The sequence below is a fragment of the Limosilactobacillus equigenerosi DSM 18793 = JCM 14505 genome (assembly GCF_001311375.1).
Taxonomy (GTDB): Bacteria; Bacillota; Bacilli; order Lactobacillales; family Lactobacillaceae; genus Limosilactobacillus; species Limosilactobacillus equigenerosi.
On the sequence record NZ_BBAS01000003.1, the window covers coordinates 12,310 to 32,009 of the forward strand.

At 41.2% G+C, this 19,700-nt stretch carries 19 protein-coding genes and 2 pseudogenes; 17 read left to right on the forward strand and 4 right to left on the reverse strand.

All coding sequences use genetic code 11. The features are described from left to right. The 10 genes from JCM14505_RS02365 to JCM14505_RS02410 all read left to right on the forward strand — a co-directional run bounded on the left by JCM14505_RS02365 (window position 1) and on the right by JCM14505_RS02410 (window position 7,091). Window positions 1-186, forward strand: coding sequence for a DUF5320 domain-containing protein (locus JCM14505_RS02365; RefSeq protein ID WP_054652635.1), 186 nt, complete (start codon window positions 1-3; stop codon window positions 184-186). Continuing rightward, window positions 186-479, forward strand: coding sequence for a hypothetical protein (locus JCM14505_RS02370; protein WP_054652637.1), 294 nt, complete (start codon window positions 186-188; stop codon window positions 477-479). The genes JCM14505_RS02365 and JCM14505_RS02370 overlap by 1 nt, the downstream gene beginning before the upstream one ends. A gap of 26 nt (window positions 480-505) precedes the next feature. Then, window positions 506-1,534 carry an SGNH/GDSL hydrolase family protein gene (locus JCM14505_RS02375; RefSeq protein ID WP_082405592.1) on the forward strand — a complete coding sequence of 343 codons (1,029 nt, stop codon included), beginning with the start codon at window positions 506-508 and terminating at the stop codon, window positions 1,532-1,534. Window positions 1,535-1,548: 14 nt separating this feature from the next. Then, window positions 1,549-2,622: a BppU family phage baseplate upper protein gene (locus JCM14505_RS02380; RefSeq protein WP_054652641.1), complete on the forward strand. Its 1,074-nt coding sequence runs from the start codon at window positions 1,549-1,551 to the stop codon at window positions 2,620-2,622. An 11-nt stretch (window positions 2,623-2,633) separates the two neighbouring features. Continuing rightward, entirely contained in the window at window positions 2,634-3,404 is a 771-nt protein-coding gene (locus tag JCM14505_RS02385) for a hypothetical protein (RefSeq protein ID WP_054652643.1), read from the forward strand. A gap of 15 nt (window positions 3,405-3,419) precedes the next feature. Beyond that, entirely contained in the window at window positions 3,420-3,737 is a 318-nt protein-coding gene (locus tag JCM14505_RS02390) for a hypothetical protein (RefSeq protein ID WP_054652645.1), read from the forward strand. Window positions 3,738-3,739: 2 nt separating this feature from the next. Then, window positions 3,740-4,072: a phage holin, LLH family gene (locus JCM14505_RS02395; RefSeq protein WP_054652647.1), complete on the forward strand. Its 333-nt coding sequence runs from the start codon at window positions 3,740-3,742 to the stop codon at window positions 4,070-4,072. A gap of 44 nt (window positions 4,073-4,116) precedes the next feature. Continuing rightward, window positions 4,117-5,286 carry a peptidoglycan recognition protein family protein gene (locus JCM14505_RS02400; RefSeq protein ID WP_054652649.1) on the forward strand — a complete coding sequence of 390 codons (1,170 nt, stop codon included), beginning with the start codon at window positions 4,117-4,119 and terminating at the stop codon, window positions 5,284-5,286. Window positions 5,287-6,187: 901 nt separating this feature from the next. Further along, window positions 6,188-6,646, forward strand: coding sequence for a hypothetical protein (locus JCM14505_RS02405; RefSeq protein ID WP_054652651.1), 459 nt, complete (start codon window positions 6,188-6,190; stop codon window positions 6,644-6,646). Between the two features lie 10 nt (window positions 6,647-6,656). Beyond that, entirely contained in the window at window positions 6,657-7,091 is a 435-nt protein-coding gene (locus JCM14505_RS02410; protein WP_054652653.1) for a hypothetical protein, read from the forward strand. Window positions 7,092-7,660: 569 nt separating this feature from the next. Here the strand turns inward: JCM14505_RS02410 and JCM14505_RS09345 are convergent. From JCM14505_RS09345 to JCM14505_RS09355, 3 genes are all read right to left on the reverse strand, one after another. Further along, on the reverse strand, window positions 7,661-7,972 hold the full coding sequence (locus JCM14505_RS09345; RefSeq protein ID WP_225352235.1) for a hypothetical protein: 312 nt from the start codon (window positions 7,970-7,972) through the stop codon (window positions 7,661-7,663). Beyond that, complete coding sequence (locus JCM14505_RS09350) at window positions 7,896-8,336, reverse strand: Abi family protein (protein WP_225352223.1); 441 nt, start codon at window positions 8,334-8,336, stop codon at window positions 7,896-7,898. Before JCM14505_RS09350 ends, JCM14505_RS09345 begins: the two co-directional genes overlap by 77 nt. Window positions 8,337-8,447: 111 nt before the next feature. Continuing rightward, on the reverse strand, window positions 8,448-8,666 hold the full coding sequence (locus JCM14505_RS09355) for an Abi family protein (RefSeq protein WP_225352224.1): 219 nt from the start codon (window positions 8,664-8,666) through the stop codon (window positions 8,448-8,450). A gap of 597 nt (window positions 8,667-9,263) precedes the next feature. Between JCM14505_RS09355 and JCM14505_RS02425 the strand changes: the two are divergent. The 5 genes and pseudogenes from JCM14505_RS02425 (at window position 9,264) to JCM14505_RS02450 (ending at window position 16,252) form a co-directional block, all read left to right on the forward strand. Beyond that, a pseudogene (locus JCM14505_RS02425) lies at window positions 9,264-10,585 on the forward strand (MFS transporter). Window positions 10,586-10,792: 207 nt separating this feature from the next. Further along, window positions 10,793-12,121: a YhgE/Pip family protein gene (locus tag JCM14505_RS09360; RefSeq protein WP_225352225.1), complete on the forward strand. Its 1,329-nt coding sequence runs from the start codon at window positions 10,793-10,795 to the stop codon at window positions 12,119-12,121. Further along, window positions 12,118-13,413 carry a YhgE/Pip family protein gene (locus tag JCM14505_RS09365; RefSeq protein ID WP_225352226.1) on the forward strand — a complete coding sequence of 432 codons (1,296 nt, stop codon included), beginning with the start codon at window positions 12,118-12,120 and terminating at the stop codon, window positions 13,411-13,413. Before JCM14505_RS09360 ends, JCM14505_RS09365 begins: the two co-directional genes overlap by 4 nt. 98 nt (window positions 13,414-13,511) lie before the next feature. Beyond that, window positions 13,512-15,197 (forward strand): annotated as a pseudogene (locus JCM14505_RS10520) (ABC1 kinase family protein). A 134-nt stretch (window positions 15,198-15,331) separates the two neighbouring features. Next, window positions 15,332-16,252: a DMT family transporter gene (locus JCM14505_RS02450; RefSeq protein WP_054652666.1), complete on the forward strand. Its 921-nt coding sequence runs from the start codon at window positions 15,332-15,334 to the stop codon at window positions 16,250-16,252. A gap of 60 nt (window positions 16,253-16,312) precedes the next feature. Here the strand turns inward: JCM14505_RS02450 and JCM14505_RS02455 are convergent, their stop codons facing one another. Beyond that, window positions 16,313-17,065 carry an alpha/beta hydrolase gene (locus JCM14505_RS02455; protein WP_054652667.1) on the reverse strand — a complete coding sequence of 251 codons (753 nt, stop codon included), beginning with the start codon at window positions 17,063-17,065 and terminating at the stop codon, window positions 16,313-16,315. A gap of 194 nt (window positions 17,066-17,259) precedes the next feature. On the opposite strand from JCM14505_RS02455, the gene JCM14505_RS09370 reads away from it, so the two are divergent. Together JCM14505_RS09370 and JCM14505_RS02460 are read left to right on the forward strand one after the other, a co-directional pair. Further along, a complete protein-coding gene (locus tag JCM14505_RS09370) occupies window positions 17,260-17,742 on the forward strand; it encodes a type I restriction-modification system subunit M N-terminal domain-containing protein (RefSeq protein WP_082405593.1) in 483 nt (160 codons plus the stop codon). A 19-nt stretch (window positions 17,743-17,761) separates the two neighbouring features. Next, window positions 17,762-19,624, forward strand: a complete 1,863-nt coding sequence (locus JCM14505_RS02460) for a type I restriction-modification system subunit M (protein WP_082405594.1) — start codon at window positions 17,762-17,764, stop codon at window positions 19,622-19,624. Window positions 19,625-19,700: the final 76 nt, after the last annotated feature.

Sequence of the window (19,700 nt, forward strand, 5' to 3'; positions counted from 1 at the left end):
ATGGATAATCAAACATTAACTAATGCACTAGTTAAGCTAAGCAATAAGCTAGCTACATCAGAAGCAAATCAAGCAATCTTGGAAGCGCAAATTGAAACTGCAAAGACGGAAATTAAACAATTGGAAGAAAAGCTAGAACAATTAGAAAACAAAGACAAGGACAACAAGAAAGGCGGTAACCACTAATGGCGCAAACTTTATTAAAGGAAATTGATTACATCTTCGATAATGGTGAAGTTCAATACATTCAAGTCGATGTAATTTCAACTGATCAACCACAATCAGCTTACGCAAACGCACACGTCCGTATCGTTCAAGCTGATTTAACAGGCAAGCAAACCTTTGACAATTTAAACAAAAATGTTATTGCTGGGCTCGCGCTGAAGAAAGCTCGCGATTATTTTGCTAACATCACTGAACCGGTAGCTGACACAGCAGATACGGCAACAACGGCAGATACAGAAAAAGTAGGTGGCTAGATGAAAATTATACTTATGGTGACTCTATCTTCCACGGAGACGGAGTAGACCAACGAGATAATATCCCAAATCAACTAGCAACAATTCTTGGCGCTGACTTAACTAACGCAGCGATTAGTGGAGCGGGTTGGGGTAGCAGTAGCCGGGACTCACTAAGTCAAGTTACTAACACTCCCAATCGTGGTTATAACCTAGCTATCCTTGAATTTGGGGTCAATAACTTTGGGTGGCCGACTGATTTAGAAACAGTCCGGACGATCGTTAATCAAACAATTACGCAAGTTAAATTCAATGATTTTAACACAGACGTGATGTTATCCTTACCGACACCTGACTTTCGCTGGGGAAAGGACGGAACAGTACCAACGCTAGACGACAAGAACGACAAAGGTTGGTCGCAAAATGACTTAATCGACATGTTAATCAGTGTTGCTGAGTCGTTCGGTTGTCAGTACTACGATTGGCGTAAGAACCCAATTATCACGTATGACAACGCCCCGGAATTGCTACAAGAGGGACGCAAAGGTGTACACCCAACCGCAAAGGGAGCACGCTTACTAGCTCAAGCACTAGCTGACTTCATCACCAAGACTAAGCTGGGGGCGCAAGAGATACCGCAATTCATCAGCCAGACTTCGCCTAGTGGAGTGACGCAAGTTGTCGCTAACCCCGATTACATTGCGCAACAAGCACAACCGGCACAACAAACCAAAATTCAAATTAAGCTAACAGCAATCAATTCCGTTGACGAGTTGATTGCTGTTTTTAATTCCAACATGACACTGGTTTATAAAGCGCTGGAATTGACGTTTGAACCGCAAAAATTCACCGAATTAGACCGTTCGGCTCGTAACTACATCATTAACTCGATTAATGATTTAAAGACGCTGTTAGGTATCAAATATGTCGGGCAAACGTTCATCGATAGTGACGGCAACGTATCCGGTTACGATTTGATTGTGCCGGAAAGTTTGCTAATTGAACAAGTAATTGTTGACTTGAACAAGGACTGGAAGACGCTGGAACAATTCATCAACACTGTTAATTCAATTTAGAAAGGAACGATTAAATGTTAGCAAATAACAAAACTATCAATGGTAAAGTTTACGTCCAAGTTGAAACTACCTTGCAAGCAGACCAAGTAATTGAAGTCGACCAACTAAACGGCAGGCAAGGAGATAACTGGCGTGACGTCAACATTCAACTCATGAAGTCCGGCTTGCCACGGGACTTAGGGGCTTACTCGGTTGACTTAGTTGGTAAGGATAGTGACGGAAAAATCAAGTACACGAACAAAGCAACGGTCAACGACGCCAAAAATGGGCTTGTTAGCTTACGTGTAGCTAAACAGTTTTATCAAGCGGCTGGAGACTACCAAGAGGCTTTCTTACGTGTTGTTGATACGGACGGAGCGGTTATCTCATCAATCTCAATCAAAATGGAAGTGCTCAAGAACAATCTAATTTTAAGTGCTGGCGACAGCACTAACTTCCTACAAACGATTGATGATTTAAACAAGGAACTTAATCAACGTATGGATGTGGTTCAAACGAGCATTCAAACTACCGTTCAATCAATCAATGCTTTAGACGCTCTAGTCAAGGCTTACAACGATTTAATTGCTAAGCAAGCGGCAGTAACAACTGGAGTTGAAAATCACTTCACGGCGTTACAACACTTCGATAAGGGACTAGATACAACCGATTTAGTAGCCAATACAGCAAAGATTGACAAGCTGACTGGTGGTGCAATGAATTTAATTACAAACATGATTGCAGCCGTGCCACACCCAACATCAGAACCGACAACGACAAACTGGTCCGGGGTGCGTAACTGTTCTAAACCAAACGTTAATGACGTTATGGTTGTGCAACGGGTTAAGCTCACTAACAACAATTACCGAATTTTAATGGTTGGTAACGTCAAGTTTGATAACGCCGGTGGCGGTGCTCATAGCACGATTAAAATTCCTTACACGTTTGGTCGTGGGTCAGTATGTATGGGAACAATCTACACACTAGCTGACTACTCAATTACGACTGATTACGCAACCGGAGATCAAATCGACATCACGTTCACGGGCATTCCTTGCCGTGAAACTGCTTGGGTATCGATTGCAATTGATACGATTGCTTGGCGCTAGGAGGTCAAATTATGGGACTGTTAGACGAATTAAATTTACAAGCTACTAAAGGAGACCCTGGTAAGGACGCAACAATCACGATTGGAACGGTTACAACCGGAGACACAGCTAGTGTTACCAACTCGGGAACACAAACTGACGCAGTGTTTAACTTCGTCATCCCAAAAGGCGAAAAGGGTGAAAATGGCAAGTCAGCTTATGAACTAGCGGTTGAAACTGGTATGACGGCTGCCGGCACTCCCGATGAGTGGTTAAACAGTTTATATGGTAGGTCAGCTTATGAGGTGGCGAAAGCAACCGGCTTTAGCGGGACGGTAGACGCTTGGTTAGCAAGCCTTAAAGGTGATAAAGGCGACCCTGGTGATAAAGGTGACACAGCCTTAACGCTTAAGATTGGCAAGGTTACGACCGGAGACCAACCAAGCGTAACCAACTCCGGTACGGCAACGGACTTAGTGCTTGATTTCGTGTTGCCGGACACGCAAACAATTCAATGGGATAACTACACAACCACAACTGATTTAGAGAAGAAACTTAATGGCAAGCAGGATAAGCAAGACATGGCTAACTATTACGACGCTAAGAGTGTTGATAAGTTGTTAGCAAATAAAGCTGACTTGTCAACAGTGGCCAACGTTCCTGATAAGGTTGATGTTCAGAATCTTAAGACGGAAAACCAACAACTTAGAGATCAGGTAACTACGTTGTCCGGGCAGTTACTTAAGGTTCAATCAGATGTCGCGGCAATTAATGCTAAGTTGGCAACCTTACCAGCTAAATAGAAAGGAGGTGTTTTAGTGAATTTTATGGAAGGATTAGAAATTACTGATGTTGCTGCTTTGGTGGCAATCGCCGGGACGCTTGGCGGTAGCGTATACGCTTTGTCAAAGTACCTGGTTAGAGAACAGGCTCATAAGGTGGTTGACGGCGAGCTCAAACGACTCAACAAATCAATTACGGAGCTTACGCAAACCATTGTTCGATTTGGTCTTCAAATCGACAATTTAATCAAAACGCAAGACGAACAGCACAAACTAATTGATCGTCATGATAAAACGATTGATGATCACTCGGTACGAATTGCTCGTTTGGAAGAACACGTCAAAGGAGAATAGACATGGAATTAGTAACGACTATTTTGACAGTAATTTTAATCGCTGTTGTAAGAGCGATTGGGGTTGGCCTGAATCGAAACGACAAGGCACGGTCTATCGCCTTAACGCTTGATTCGCTAGCTAAAGATGCAGTTGTTGCAGCCGAAGAACTAGGAAAGGTCACAGGAATTGACGGGAAGGAGCAAGCGCGCGAGGCTCGTAACATTCTAAGACGCGGAATGCACCAATTAGGTTTTACGGACGTTCAGTTTGAACAAATCTCAAACGCAATCAAACACGCTTGGGCTGAACTCAAAGCCAACGGAACCTTGGATGAATATAAGAAGGGAGAATAGCATGAATTTAAAGAAAAAAATTAACTATTAGCGGGGCTGCCTTAATGGCGGCCTTTTCTATTGCAGGAACGACTGTAGCACAAGCCAGCACGGACTTAACTGGTTGGTTGCATGGTAATAACGGTGATTACACGTATATCACTAAGGGAAAGACGGATAGCGGTAAAAAGTACCAACAGCTTCCAAACATCGCAGACCCAAAGGCTAAGTCGTGGTACTTAACTAAGGACGGTACGGCTTTAGACGGAGTTCAAGATTGGGCAGGCTCTAAGTGGTACTTTGAACCAACGACCAAGCAATTAATCAAGCACCGTGACTACGTCAAGGGACAAGACGGAAAGTATCACATGGTTGATAAGGACGGACGGGTCTTATCTGGCATTCAAGAATGGCAAGGAAGTTACTGGTACTTTGATAAGGACGGGGTATTAATCACTAAGCGAGACTATGTTAAGTCTCAATGGGGTATGTGGTATCTTGTTGGCTCTGACGGTCGTGTTCAAAGTGGATTGCAAGAATGGCAAGGTAGTCTTTGGTACTTTGACCCAACAACGTACCTATTAGTTAAGAACAAAGACATTACTGTTGACGGTGTTAGTTACCATGCTGACAAAGACGGTCGGGTTACCAAGAACGCTAATCAAGAAACGGGATTTGACCCAAGCGAAATTAACTGGACTTATGAATTAGGTGCTGGCGAAGGTGACAGTCGCTTAGCTATTCCTGACTACATCATTCTTCATGAAGTTGGTGCAGAAAGTGGTGCTGCTGCTAATGCCAATTACCTTAAGAATAACTGGTACAACGCTAACACGACTTTCGTTGTTGGTGACGGTGGCCAAGTATTTTGTGTTTCCGACCCTGGATACGTAAGTTGGGGTGCATTGGATGCCAATCCTTATGCGCCGGTGCAAATCGAACTCGGTCGGACTTGGAATCGGGCACAATTTTTACAAGATTATGCCAAGTACATTGCGGTCGCTCGTTACTACTCTAATTACTATGGCATTCCAACCACGCTTGATGATGGTGGTGTCGGGACTAAGGGTGACAAGTCGCACCGCTGGGTTTCTCGGAACATGTCTGGTGATCATCAAGACCCTTATGGCTATTTTGAAAGCTGGGGTATCTCTGAAGACCAACTTACGCACGACATCAATAATGGCGTTGATATGAACCAACTTAATTCTGTTGTTTACTCGCAACGGCAATAGATTTATAATTTAAGTAACCCATTAACAAATACACTCAGCCTTAACTGGCTGGGGGTGTTTTTTTGTGTTGTTTAAATAATTTATTAGTTAGATACTAAATTTAACGTTAAAACATCCGAAATTGAAGATTTCAAACATAATTGACGATTGAAATCGTTAAGTAGTATAATTGAAGTAATTTGTTGGGGTGGTCTACGGGCTCCCAGCTCCCCTGTATGTGGGGCACATACAAAGTTTTAGGCAATCGTTCCGGAGCGGTTGCCTTTTCATTTGGTTCGCTGTATACTAAACGTGCAATCGGCGTTAGTATAACTTTTTTTGAAATCATTAAAGTTGAGTCTATTTGTGTTCCCCGTGTATGCGGGGGTGACTCCGAAAAAGCCGATTGCTTTACCGCTAGCCTTTATGGCTGGCGGTTTTTTGTGTTTATAAGGCAAAATAAATTAAAGTTTTTGTTCAAAGGTATGTACAAATTAAAAACAAGGTGGTATTATAATAGTTGTTAAGAGGTATGTACAACAAACAAAGGAGACAAGATTATGAACGTAGAACAAGTATTAGAATTTTTTGAATCAATTTGGAACGAAGAAACAAATTATGAAGCAGTAAAGCTTAACGAAAAAAATTGAATCGGCAATTAAAGATTTAGTAAATCAAACAGCCGATGACGTGCTTAACACTTTAGACGAAGTGATATACAAACCGTAAACTGTAAGGCGGAAAACTTAAACGACCCTAATTTTGGAAAATTAGAATTTGTCATTTACTATAACGGCGAAGATGTTCTTAGTGTTATTGAAAGCCAAAAGATGAAGGAACTATTCATCTGGGCAGAAAAGCGACTAAACGGGATTGAATACACCCTCGAAGATTTTGAAGACTAATAAAGTGAGAATTAAAAATGATTAGCTTAAACAACACTGATTTTCAAGGCAAGAAAATGGCACGTCAACAATTAGTTGATATGGTTCAAGAAACCATTGATAATCAACCAAACTGGGATCAAGTAACTGGTAACATCTGTGCATCTTTCCATGTTGATTACGAAATCTTAGATGGAAACATGGAAGAACACGAAGGACGGGTTGAAGTTGAATATACTGCCAATGAAATTCTAGACGAATTGTACACGGCATTCGTTGATGACGAAGTAATCGATGAAGTTTGGAACGATTCTGACAGCTCATTCTCGAATGAAGACTTATCAGAACTACTAGACCGCAAAGGTTGGGACTTTGGAGATGTATATCCAGTGATTGAAAAATCAGTGGTAAACACCTTAGCTCACGATTTAGAAAACGAAGCTGGTTTGTGGATTATGCTCGACAACGACCAAATCGTTAACGTTACACTTGATTAAGGAGGAGCTTATGAAAGTTAACAGAAACGATATTGAAAGCTTGCTAAGCCTCCAAATTCCGGATTTAACACTATCTCGTGAGCTGGGAGTGGCTCGGACAACGGTTTTTAATCTGAGAACAGACCGCTCAAAGATTGATAAAATGTGGCTTGGGACGGCTGAAAAGTTCCAAGCATACATCAACAAGAACGTCCAATTCAAAAATCAAGAAACTGATGAAGTTTTTGATATGATTAGTGAAATGTTGGCAACAGGAGAAGTTGCTGGTGACACAAAGCTAATCGTTGGCTTTGATGATTATCAGGGTCACGATGTTGTTGTTGACGCCATGCAGATTGACGACCTGGAAACGGCAGACGCTCGAAAAGCATTAACCTTAACCAAAACATGGAAAATCATGACGGTTGATGAATTGTTAAACATATTCAAGAGTAAGCAATTTTGATTTGGGAGCAAAAAGGGAGCAAAAAAAGTGGCATAGAATTGACGGCTATTTGATATAATCAGGACATGAATTATTATTATTTCAATACGTGAAGTCTCCTTGGCATTCCAATAATAGTTCTATGATAGCTATTTTAATTCCGTGAACGGACTGGTAAGTCTGCTCGGATCGCTGAACGGCGTCGCGGCTAATTACCATCGAAAAACCTCGCAATTTGCGGGGTTTTTCTTTTTGCTTAAAAATAATAAAAAGCCCACTTAAAAGTTGAAAATCAACTTTAGTGGGCAGTTAGTGGGCAAAACCGGGATAACTTTTTCCATTTTCGTACTTAGCCAGTATAGTATTTATTTTTCATTTAGAATAATGTTAGCTTCTTTAGTAGCTCGATTAGATTCTTTATCAAGGATTACGTAAATAATCTTAAATTTATTGGTGAGGGTCCCTATATCGCTCACGGAACTTAAATCTGCTGTTTGGTGATTCTTTCATCCGCATAATAGATTCTTCTTAAAAAACGTACGTTCGTTAATAATTAAATTTAAAACCGTCCTAATTGACGGTTTTATTAATTAATTGATATTTTTTTCTAGTTCTTCAAATATAGTAGTAAGCTCTGTTTCTTTTAGAAGCATTTCTTTATCTTCTGGATATAATTTTAGATAATTTTCCAAATGAGCAAGAATCCACGCTAACATATTAATGTAAGGTGATTTGTTATCAAATATAGACAATGATTGATGTACTATTCCAACACTACTACGAAGTTTTCCGGCATCAAATTTTTGTTTTGTTAATTCGACAGTATCAAAAGAGGATAAATATGGCGACCAGTTCCTTAACCCATGTTTTTTTGGACCTATGATTGTAAATTCTACCCCCATGAGCACATTGATTTCGGTATGTTAGGTATAACGATAGCAAATCACCAAACAATTGTTTAATCTTTAAATCTTTGTCAGCAGCATCTATAATTTCTGGATTAAGTCCAAACATTCTAGAAATGATTTTTACACGGATATTAGGCTTACTTAGTTTGTACCAATATATTGATTCTCCAAAAGTTAATCCTTTTACAATAATCCATGGGGGGACATTCCCATATTTTTCCCGATAATATTTAATGGGGTTAGCTTTTGAATTATAAGTTTTATTTAATTTTTTTGAGCAGAAATTCACGTTCGCTAGTAGCGATTCCTTTTTTGATAAATTTAGTTTTTCCAGTGTTGTAGTGTGATTTAGCAACATAACTAGAATACTCTACAGAGATATTTTCTGCGATAACATATGCTATTGATTGTTTAAAAGTTTGTTCAAATTGCTCTAATGACGATAATACGTGAGTAGCAATAGTTTTATCTAATTATATAAAGCAAAAATATGCTCAAATGTTGCTGTTGATTTGAATTGTTCTGATGAACCTTCTTTCAAAAAGGGAGTTTTATAGCCGTTAATTATTTCATAATAACCATATTGTTTAAGAGAATTCTTAGCGGCATCTTCATTTTCGAAAATCAATCCTCGTGATTTTAAAATATTTATTTGTTCATCAATCGTTTTAAAAGGTTTTTCATTCATTTTAAATACCTCAATAAAAACAAAACGCGAATACATAAATGCATTCGCGCTCCGTAGGCTAAAACTAGCCACTCCATTGATTGACTATATTATTACATAATAATACAGATATAGTCAACGCTTTTTGCATTACCTTACAATTTTATTTTGCCAAAATTGTTGGCCAGTGATCAGCCACATATTTGGCCCATTTTTCAGCAATTATAGCATTATCAGTTGAATTAACAAGAATTATCCAAAGATATCCAAGCCTTTAACCATCAGCGATGACGCGGTTTGAGGAGAAATGATGGGTGAAAAATAAATTAATTCATTTTTCTTATTGACTTCTAATTATTCTAATGATAATCTAATAAACATCAATCCAAGGAGGAACAGATTATGCAATTAACAAGTACCATGCAACGCAACAACATTATTATCCGCGTCATTATTAACTAGGTGATGCGGAACCTTTTGAGCTGGCTTTGCATCACCGCCAAAAAATTGGGATGCAAAGTCAGATAACTTGTTAATGGCGAATCTGTTAGCCAGTTAACTGACTTGAAATCAGTTGACTGGTTTTTATTTTGTCAAAACGAAAGTGAGGAACTAATCATGGATACAACTACCGTCGCTACCCGCGCCAACCGATTATCGAAATATCAAGCTGACCCCGTTAAGACTGTTATCTTAGCGTCAATGATGGGGACGGCGATTGAATTCTTTGACTTTTATGCTTACGGAACGGCTTCAGCTGCCTATTTCCCTAAAGTTTTCTTCCCACAAATGACGCCCTTGTTAGCGACGGTCGTGAGTTTACTGACCTTTGGGGTGGCGTTTGTGGCCCGTCCGGTGGGGTCGTTTTTGTTCGGCCACTTTGGTGATCGACTTGGACGCAAGAAAACCTTAGTGATGTCCTTGATGTTAATGGGAGTAGCTACGGTAGCCATTGGTTTTATTCCAGGTTATAGTACGCTGGGCGTGACAGGGGCGTTACTCCTTTGTTTATGCCGCTTCGTCCAAGGAATCGGCCTTGGTGGTGAATGGTCCGGGGCTGTCTTAGTTGCCACCGAGAATGCGCCAGCTGATAAACGGGCGTTATATGGTGCCTTTCCGGAAGTTGGGGCGCCAATTGGGTTCTTCTTATGTAATGGCTTATTCTTCATGTTAGAAAAAGTTTTAACCCCCAGTCAAATGGTTGAATTTGGTTGGCGGATTCCGTTCTGGGCGTCTGCTGTCTTAGTCGTAATTGGTTTGTATGTCCGCCTGAAATTGCAAGAAACACCACTCTTCAAATTAGCTCAAGCCCGGGATAACACCACGGGGTCGCCACTGCGTGAAGTTTGGCGCTCCAATTGGCGCGAAATCTTAAAGGGAACCTTCATCATGGGAGCTACATATGCCTTCTTCTTTACCTTAACGACTTGGTCATTATCTTATGCGACGACGGCATTAGGGTTTAGCCATTCTGAATTCTTACTCTTATTAATGGGAGCAATTGTTGAATTTGCGGTGTTAATCATGGTGACCTCGGTCTTAGCTGATCGGGTGGGTCGGAAAAAAAAGTTTTAATGACTGCTTCGGTGGCCTTAGTGGTCTTCTCATTAGTCTTCCCAGTCTTTTTACAAGGTCAACATAATCTTGTTGGCATGCTCTTATTCTTAGGAGTCGGCTTCTTAATCATGGGTTCATTATATGGTCCAGTTGGGGCGGTCTTACCAGAATTATTCCCAACGAAGGTGCGTTACTCTGGGGCCGGGATCACGTATAACTTAGCCGCCGTCGTAGGGGCAGCCGTGGCGCCGTCCATCACCACCTGGTTAATTGCTCAATACGGCTTACACGCCGCCGGTTACTACATGTTTGCCTTAGCGGTGGTTTCAGTAGTGGCGTGGTTATTAACGGACGAAACGAAGGATGTTGATTACACTAAGTAACTAAATTGATTACAAGGATTAAGTCAATCGTCAATGATTGGCTTTTTTCATGGCCACTTATTTTTCAGACATTTTAAAATAACTGTCCCAAAATGAAACGTCAGCCCCGTTTTGAGGCTCCTCGAAAAATCGAAACCTGCTTATAATTAGCTAGTCACTAACATGGTGGGGAAAATCCGCACCAAGAAAATAGAGAGGGAGTTTCGAATGTTAGGAATGATTAAAGCCGAATTTCGGCACATTCGTCACAATCGACTATTATTGTTGTCGACGGTGGTGATTTGTTTTATCCCGTTTCTTTACAGTATTTTCTTCTTGAAGTCGGTTTGGGATCCATATGGGACCACGCAAAACTTACCCGTGGCGGTGGTGAACCATGACCAACCCGTGAAGTATCAAGGGAAACGGTTTGCTGTGGGGCAACAAATGACGGATGAGTTGAAGAAAAATCATCAGTTAAAATGGGAAATTGTTAGTCAAAAACAAGCTAATTATGGACTCAAGCACCGGGAATATTATACGGTGGTGACGATTCCAAAAGACTTTTCCAAAGATGCCACGACGGTGCTTGACCATCAACCAACGAAGATGAAGTTGACCTATACCACTAACGATTCGCTAAACATGATTGCGGAAGTGATTAGTCGGATGGGCATGAGTCAACTGAATCAACAAATTCGCGGTCAAGTCACCAAAGCCTACGCTAAAACCATGTTTAGCATGGTCAAAAAGGTCAAGGGCGGGATGGTTGAAGCTGCGAACGGGGCCGGCCAACTTGATCAAGGGATGGCTACCTTATCAGATGGCTTAAACCAATATGTAGCCGGCGTTTCCCAAGTTAATAATGGGGTCCAAACCTTGCGGGCAAGCGTGATGCCATTAGGTCCAGCGGCGGCTAAATTAGCGGCCGGTTCGAGTCAATTAGCCACTGGCGCGCAAACGTATACCGCTGGCGTTGGGCAAGCTGCAGCGGGGGCCGGCCAGTTACATCAAGGAATTGGTCAATATACAGCCGGTGTGCAACAACTCGGGAACGGGTTGCAACAAATTAATGGTCAATCCGCGAAATTAAAAGCGGGGGCTAATCAATTAGCGACCGGCTCGGATCAACTAAGTCAAGGGACCAAGGAGCTTAATGACCGGGTGACCACGGCCAATGGGCAATTGAAAGGCCAATTGGCGGGCTTAAATACGAGTTTGGCCCAAGCCCAAGCCTTACAACAACAATTACCAGCGGTCGCCAATGGCATGCAACAAATGCAAGCCGGGATGGTCAACGTGAAGAGTGCCTTAGCTGCCGTGAACCAAGCTGCTAGTGCGTTACAAAGTGCCCCAAGTGGTGGTAGCAATACGGCGGCTACCGATCAACAAATTGCCGGTCAATTGAGTGCGTTAGCTGGTTCAACGACGGACGATAAGATTAAGGGCCAATTGAGTGCCTTGGCGCCCAAGCTAGTGCGAATGCGCAAAATGCAGGTGGCAAATCGAATAATGCGGCGGCCGTTCAAAACCTGCAAGCCCAAATCGCCAACTTGAATCAACAAGTGGCGCAATTAGGTCAAGGCGCGAATAGTGTTGCGCAAGCCCAAGCTATGTTAGGACAAGTCCAACAATTGATGAGCACGTTAAAGACGGCCCAAGGTAATCTGCAAGCGATGCCGGGCCAATTAAGTGCCTTACAAGCGGCCACGGGGCAATTAGCCACCGGGGCGCAACAGCTTCAAGGAGGAATTAAGACGGCGCAAGGTGGTATTAATCAATACACGAACGCCGTTGGCACCGCCACCAATGGAGCCAATCAATTAACTCAAAATAGCAATGCTTTGCTGGCCGGTAGTCAACAACTACTTGGTGGACTGCAACTCTTAAATGCCAATAGTGGAAGCTTAGTTGGTGGCGCAATGACCTTAGCGGGCGCATTAGGGCAATTGAATCAACAAGTGCCGGCCTTAATTGGGGGAATTAACCAATTAGCAGCTGGGACCGCGAAGTTAGATGCCAATAGTCCGGCGCTCTTAGCTGGGGTCGCCAAACTCCAAGCGGGGGCGAACCAATTAGCAACGGCCTTGAGTCAAGCAACAATGAAGTTAAACCAAATCCAACTCGGCGATGCCAATGCTGATATGATTGCTAAGCCAACCAAATTACAACATAAAAACTATACGTATGTTCGCAACTATGGTAACGCCTTAGCTCCATACGTCTTATCAGTGGCCTTGTATGTCGGCGCATTGGTCTTCAACTTTGTTTACCCAATTCGCAAAATTGCGTTACCAAGCAAGTCAGGTTCTGCTTGGTGGGCAAGTAAAGTGGTCCTCGGGTTATGTGTGATTACGGCGATGGCCGTCTTAGAAGGCGGGATTATGATGATGCTCGGCTTACACATTGATCACGTGCCAAGCTTCTTTACCACCTTGATTCTCTTTGGGTGGGCGTCAATGGCAATTGTGATGTTCTTGTCGATGCTCTTAGATAATCCAGGGCGCTTCTTGTCGATGGTGCTCTTAATGCTCCAACTTGGTGGTTCTGGGGGAACGTTCCCAATGGAATTAACGAAGCCATTTTACAATGACATTCACTGGTACTTACCAATGACGTACTCGATTCAAGGGTTGCGCCAAGGGATGTTTGGTGGCCTCGGGAATCACTATGCGATGATGTGTAATAGTGTCTTACTGGGACTTGCAGTAGTCTTTAATATACTCTTGTTATTCACGATGATTTGGCTGCAAGGTCACAATTATGCGGGTAAATCACAATTAGACGGGAATCAAGATTTACTGGCCATCGAACAAGATGATGACGGGATGCATTTACGAACTAAATAAATTTAATTGAAAGGGGTTACTCATTTGTGGGTAACGCCTTTCTTTCATTCTATTGGCAAGTTACAATGAAGAGAGAAGCTTATAAGGGAGAAGGTATCATGGCAACCAATCAACGCTTATTGCAAATTATCAAAGTTCTACGCCGGTATTCATTTATTAGTAATTTTTACCATCAAACGAACCCCGACCAAGTCCGGCATGCCTTAGAAGCTTTGGGACCAGCGTTTATTAAACTGGGTCAAATTCTGTCAACGCGGCCTGATTTGGTTTCGCCGGCGTATATTCAGGAATTGCAACAACTGCAAGATGATGCGCCGGTGGATGATTATGACACGATTGTGGCGATGTATGAAGCTGAAACGGGCCAAACAATTACTGAAGCATTTGCAACGTTTGAAAAGACGCCATTTGCCTCGGCGTCGATTGGTCAATGCCATCGGGCCACGTTGCCGAATGGCGAAGCGTCGTGGTTAAATTTCAGCATCCAGCCGTGGCTGAATTGGTTGAGGTTGATTTAAAGCTCTTTAAACGGGCCGTCAAGCTAATTGCCAAGGTGCCCAGCGAGGCCACGAAGGTCGTTGATTTACCGGAAGTCTTTGATGAACTGGCCCGGTCATTACGGAGTGAAATTGATGGCGAACACGAAGTAGCCAATGGCCAACGCTTTTACGAGTTAAATCAGGGTCGGGGCGTCTTCGTCGTGCCTAAAGTTTACCCAGCCGAATCAAGTAGCCGCATTTTAGTCAATGAAGCGATGGCGGGGCAAAGTATTAAAACGCTGTTTGATAATCATGATCCGGCGTTGAATCAGCAGGTTGGCCAAGCGATTATTGAAAATTTTTTTGCAACAAGTGTTTGATGATCACTTCTTCCACGCTGATCCGCATCCGGGCAATCTCTTGTATCGCGAGGCGACGGCGGCCGAATTGCAGCAGACCCAAGTTACCAAGGAGCAGCAGCATCAAGTTGGCCGGGTCACGGTTGCTTACCAAAAAGCCGATTCCTTACCGCCATTTCGGTTAGTGTACTTAGATTTTGGGATGATGGGGGAAATCTCACCCGAGTTAGCGGATGGGATTGCGCAAATTGTGGTCTCCTTAGTACAAAAGGATCCGTACACTGTTAGCCGCACCGTTCTCGCTGTCTGCAACCGTACCGTGGATGTCGATGAAAGTCAGTTTACCCGCCAATTAGCGCAGTTTATTGAACCGTATTTGGAACGTGATTTAGCACAAATTGACTTAACGACGATGATGTTTGAAATCATGCAGTTGTGTCAAACCAACCACTTGCAAATGAAGCCCGAAGTGACAATGTTAATGAAAGCCTTTGGGACCCTGGAAGGCACGGTGGCGAAGTTAGATCCGAGTGTGTCGATGTTAGCAGTCGCCAAACCGTTCGCAATGCGGTATTTAAAGCAACACTTGGATTTAAAAACGATGGCGACTGAACAATTGTTTAACGTTGTCCAAACTTATCAAGCGATGACGACCTTACCGAAACGGGTGAGTCACTTCTTAGATGGGTTGTTGAACGGGGAACAGCGTTTAAAATTAGAATTAAGTGACCAACAAAAAATCTTACATTCCCTGCATAAAATGGTGAACCTCCTTGCGACCTCCTTAATCTTAGCGGCGGTTATTATGGGGTCGTCAATTATGGTGGCGGCCAGTCATGAACACCCGGCGATTTATCATTTTGCCGTTTTCGCATATGGGACATCGTTGGTAGTTATTTTAGGAATGTTAATCCTCGGCGCATGGCGACGATGGCGGAAAAAGTAAAGATAAACTTAATTTAATTAACTCATGAGTAAAATTAACCGTGCTTTCATAAGTAAAAGACTTAAGATTGGACAGATTAAAAAGTATTGCTTATGCTAGAATAGTAACATTAGATAATTTGAGGAGTTGATTAAATGGATTCAAATAAGCATGTCACGAAAGGAATTGTGGTCGCCGGATTGGCTTCCCTCAGTTGGGGGATTTCGGGAACGGTTTTACAATTAATTTCCCAAAACTTAGCCATTCCCGCCAGTTGGATGTTGTCGACCCGGACATTCTTCACGGGGTTAATTTTATTAATCGTGAGCGCCTTTTTATACCGGGGACAATTATTCAATGTCTTTAAGACTAAGCGGAGCGCAATTTCAGTTGTGAGTTATGCGATTTTTGGGCTCGGGTTGAACTTATTAACGTTCTACTATGCGGTGCAAACCGGGAACGCATCAACGGCGACGATTTTACAATACTTGTCACCATTGTTCATCGTGTTAGGATCAGTGTTCTTCCAACGTAAATGGCCAATGCGGACCGATATTATCGCTTTTGTGATAGCGTTAATCGGGGTGTTAATGTGTATTACCCGGGGTGATATTACCCACTTAGCCGTTCCAATGAACTCCTTGTTGTGGGGGATTGGATCCGGGATTACGGCGGCCTTTTACGTGGTCTTACCGAAGCACGCAGCGGCTGAGAATCCACCATTAATTGTCCTTGGTTGGGGGACGATGATTGCCGGACTTTGTTTCAACTTAATTCATCCATTTTGGACGAATACGCCGGACTTAACACCAACTTTAATCGCTTCTGTTTCGACGGTAATTATGTTTGGGACGATTATTCCATTCGGGATGTTACTTTACGCGTCTCGGTTAGCACCGTCAGACGTGATTAGTATCATGGATGCGCTCCAACCAATTGTTACGAGTATCTTGAGTGTGATTTTCTTCCACCTCGACTTAAATGCGGTTGAAATTGTTGGGATTATTATCGTAATTGCAGCGATTTACATCCTCCAATGGGGCCGGAGTCGGGTGAAAGAAACCGAAGAATTGTAAATAATAAATTAAAAAATGAACCTCGTCATTAGCTGTTGCTAGTGGCGAGGGTTTTGTTAGTTAATGAGTTACAAAGTTGACAACAAGTTGCTTAACGTTGCTTCGTTGTGTACCGGGACCGATGAGTCGGTGACTGGCACCATCAATTAAGTGGAGCGTGCTGTTCGCGTAAATTTGGTCGTAGCGTATGGAGGCTTGGTAGTTAACAATTTGATCGGCTGTCCCGTGAATTAGTAAAACCGGCTTGGTAAATCCAGCTGCCGTTTCATAGATATGAAGCCGTTGCGCGGTCCGAAAATAAGCCCCTCCAACCGTGAAACCGTCAACGTCAATGGATTCAGGAATGTGGTTGGGATCATACGTGACGCCTTGGCAAACACCGGCGTTAGCGTCATCAACCAAGGTCGCAGCCGGAGCGAGTAAGACGAGGTCATCCACGAGGTCATGGTAGTAAGCGGCGACCATGCTGGCCACGACGCCACCTTGGGAATGGCCAATCAGAGTTAGGCGGGCGGGGTGAAAGTCGTGGATAGCTTGCTTTAAAATCGCAATGGCATCGTCAATTTCGTTGAGCACCGTCATGTCGGCGAAGTCACCATCGCTGTCGCCACAACCGTTAAAGTTCATCCGTAAGGTCGGAATTCCGGCGGCGTTGAGGTCATCCTTTAAATCGAAGAGTAGATTGGCTTGGTCATGCCCGATGTCACCCTTAAACCCATGGAATAAAATGGCGAGGTGATGGCCAGCGTTTTCTTGCGGTCCGGTTAATTCGCCCCGTAAGGTTAAACCGGCGCGTTGGACAAGATATTGCATGAGTTAATCCTCCAAAGTTTTTTTAGGATTATGATACACCTTAATAGGATTGGATTCATATGATGTTACTAGTTCGTTCACGAAAGTGGTAGTTCATAAAGGTTTCTGAGAATTGTTTGCTTATGTTTAACTACATCGTGATATATTAGATATTGAGTTTATACATTTAATAAATTAAAAAGGAAAAAGTAAGTATGAAACAAGGAATAAATACATCTGAAGAAATTAAGCGTAAATTATGGGAAGGTGCCAATAATTTACGAGGATCAATGGAAGCAAGTAAATATAAAGATTATATGCTTGGGTTGATGTTTTATAAGTTTTTAAGTGATAGAACATTAGATTGGTATAAAAAGAATGCCGGGGTTAAAAATGAAGCTAACTTATTAAGTGAATATCGAAATGCATTTAATAAATGGGGGGATAAATTATCAAATGCCATAAAATCTAATTTAAGGTACGTAATTAAACCTCAATATTTATATCAACAATGGATTGAAGATATAAAAAATGGGGAATTTGAACTTGAAAAAGTCACATATGGTTTAGAAGATTTTGAACGATCAATCGCAATTGGCGATAGTAATAATGACGATGATTTTAAAGGATTGTTTTCTACGTCAATTATAAATATGTCAGATACCGCGTTGGGAAATGATATAAAAAAAGCGGAATAAGAATATTAGTGATTTATTGATGCTATTTGCTGATTTAAATATGGTTGATTTGCAATCGACGGACATTCTTGGTGATGCTTATGAGTATCTTATTGGTCAATTTGCTTCTGATGCTGGTAAAAAGGCTGGTGAATTTTATACTCCACGTCAAGTTAGTGAAGTTATGGCACAAATTATTGCTAAGAATAATGAAGTTAGATCAATTTATGACCCAACGGTTGGATCTGGGTCGTTGCTGTTGACAGTAGGTAAACATTTGGGAAAGGATTCGCAAAAATTATTAAAGTATTATGGTCAAGAATATAATACAGAAACGTATAATTTAACGCGGATGAATTTATTATTACATGGAGTTAGTCCAGATTACATGACTATTAAAAATGGAAATACGATGTCACAGGATTGGCCAGAAGATCCGAATCGTCCTGGGGAGGGTGTGCAATTTGATGCTGTTGTAATGAACCCACCGTATTCTGATAAAAAGTGGAATAGCCATGAAGATGTTCCATTAAAGGTTAGTGATCCAAGATTCGCTGATTTTGGTACTTTGCCACCTGATAATAAAGGTGATTTTGCTTATCTATTACATGGATTATTCCATTTAGGACAACAAGGAACGATGGCGATTGTATTGCCGCATGGAGTGCTATTCCGTGGCGATTCGGAAGCATTGATTCGCCAAAAATTAGTTGATAAAAATTATCTTGATGCGATTATTGGATTGCCAAGTAATATGTTTAAGAATACTGGAATTCCAGTTGTTGTTTTAATTTTGAAGAAGAATCGTAATTTAAATGATCCAGTATTAATAATAGATGCGTCTAATGATTTTATTAAAATTGGTAAAAATAATGTATTACGTGATCAAGATATAGCTAAAATTGTGGATACATATGTCCAAAAGAAAGAAATACCTAATTACAGTCATGTGGCAAGTTATGATGAAATTAAAGAAAATGGATATAATTTAAATATTCCACGATATGTCGAAGCAATTGATAACGAACTTATTCAAGATGTTGATGGACATTTATTAGGTGGTATACCTAAAAAAGCCATTCAACAGTTAAGTGTATTAAAAAAAGCTGATCCAGAATCTTTTAATGATTCATTCGATGAAATACGACCTGGTTATGTACGCCTAAATCAAGACATTAACGAATTAAAATTAAATGTATTAAATAGTACCATAGTTGTAAGAAAAATTGATAATTTAAAAGATGAATTAGAAAATTATTTTAAGCAATCATTTAGTAAGTTGAGTAGTATTAGTAGTAACTCTCCAATAGATTTAAATGAATTAAAAGAGTCTCTTTTGCAAGAAGTTAAATCTATATTAGAAAAATACGAAAACGTCAATGAATATGATGGTTATCAGATTATGGCTACTTTGTGGTCTCAATATTTAGAAAGAGATTTAGAATTGATTAGTGTTTCTAATTTATATGAAGTTGGGAAAACACGGCAGCCCCATATGGTAATGAAGGGACAAGGAAGTAAACGACATGAAGAACAAGATGGATGGATTGGTACTATTGTTCCAAATGAATTAATTAAGAATAACTTATTTGGGGACCAACTAAATAGTATTAGTGATTTGGAAATTAAATTTAATGATTATCAAAATCGATTAGATGAAATCAGAGATTCTTTATCTGAAGATGATGGTGAATTTGACGTGTTGAATGATGATAATAGTGAATTTAATTCCAAAGAGGTATCTAAGGAACTTAAGGATTCACTAAGTAAGATTGATATTCCAGAAGTTAACAGGTTACAAGATGTTGCAAAATTTTTAGAAGGAAAGCCAGGTAAGCAAGCTCAGATTGATTATATGTTAGAACATTCTGAAATTAACTGGGACAAAATTGAAAAAAAATAAAAATGGAACAATTAAGAAGAGTGGTATTAATAATCAAATTAAATATTTAAAAAAATAATGTTAAATTTTCAGAAGG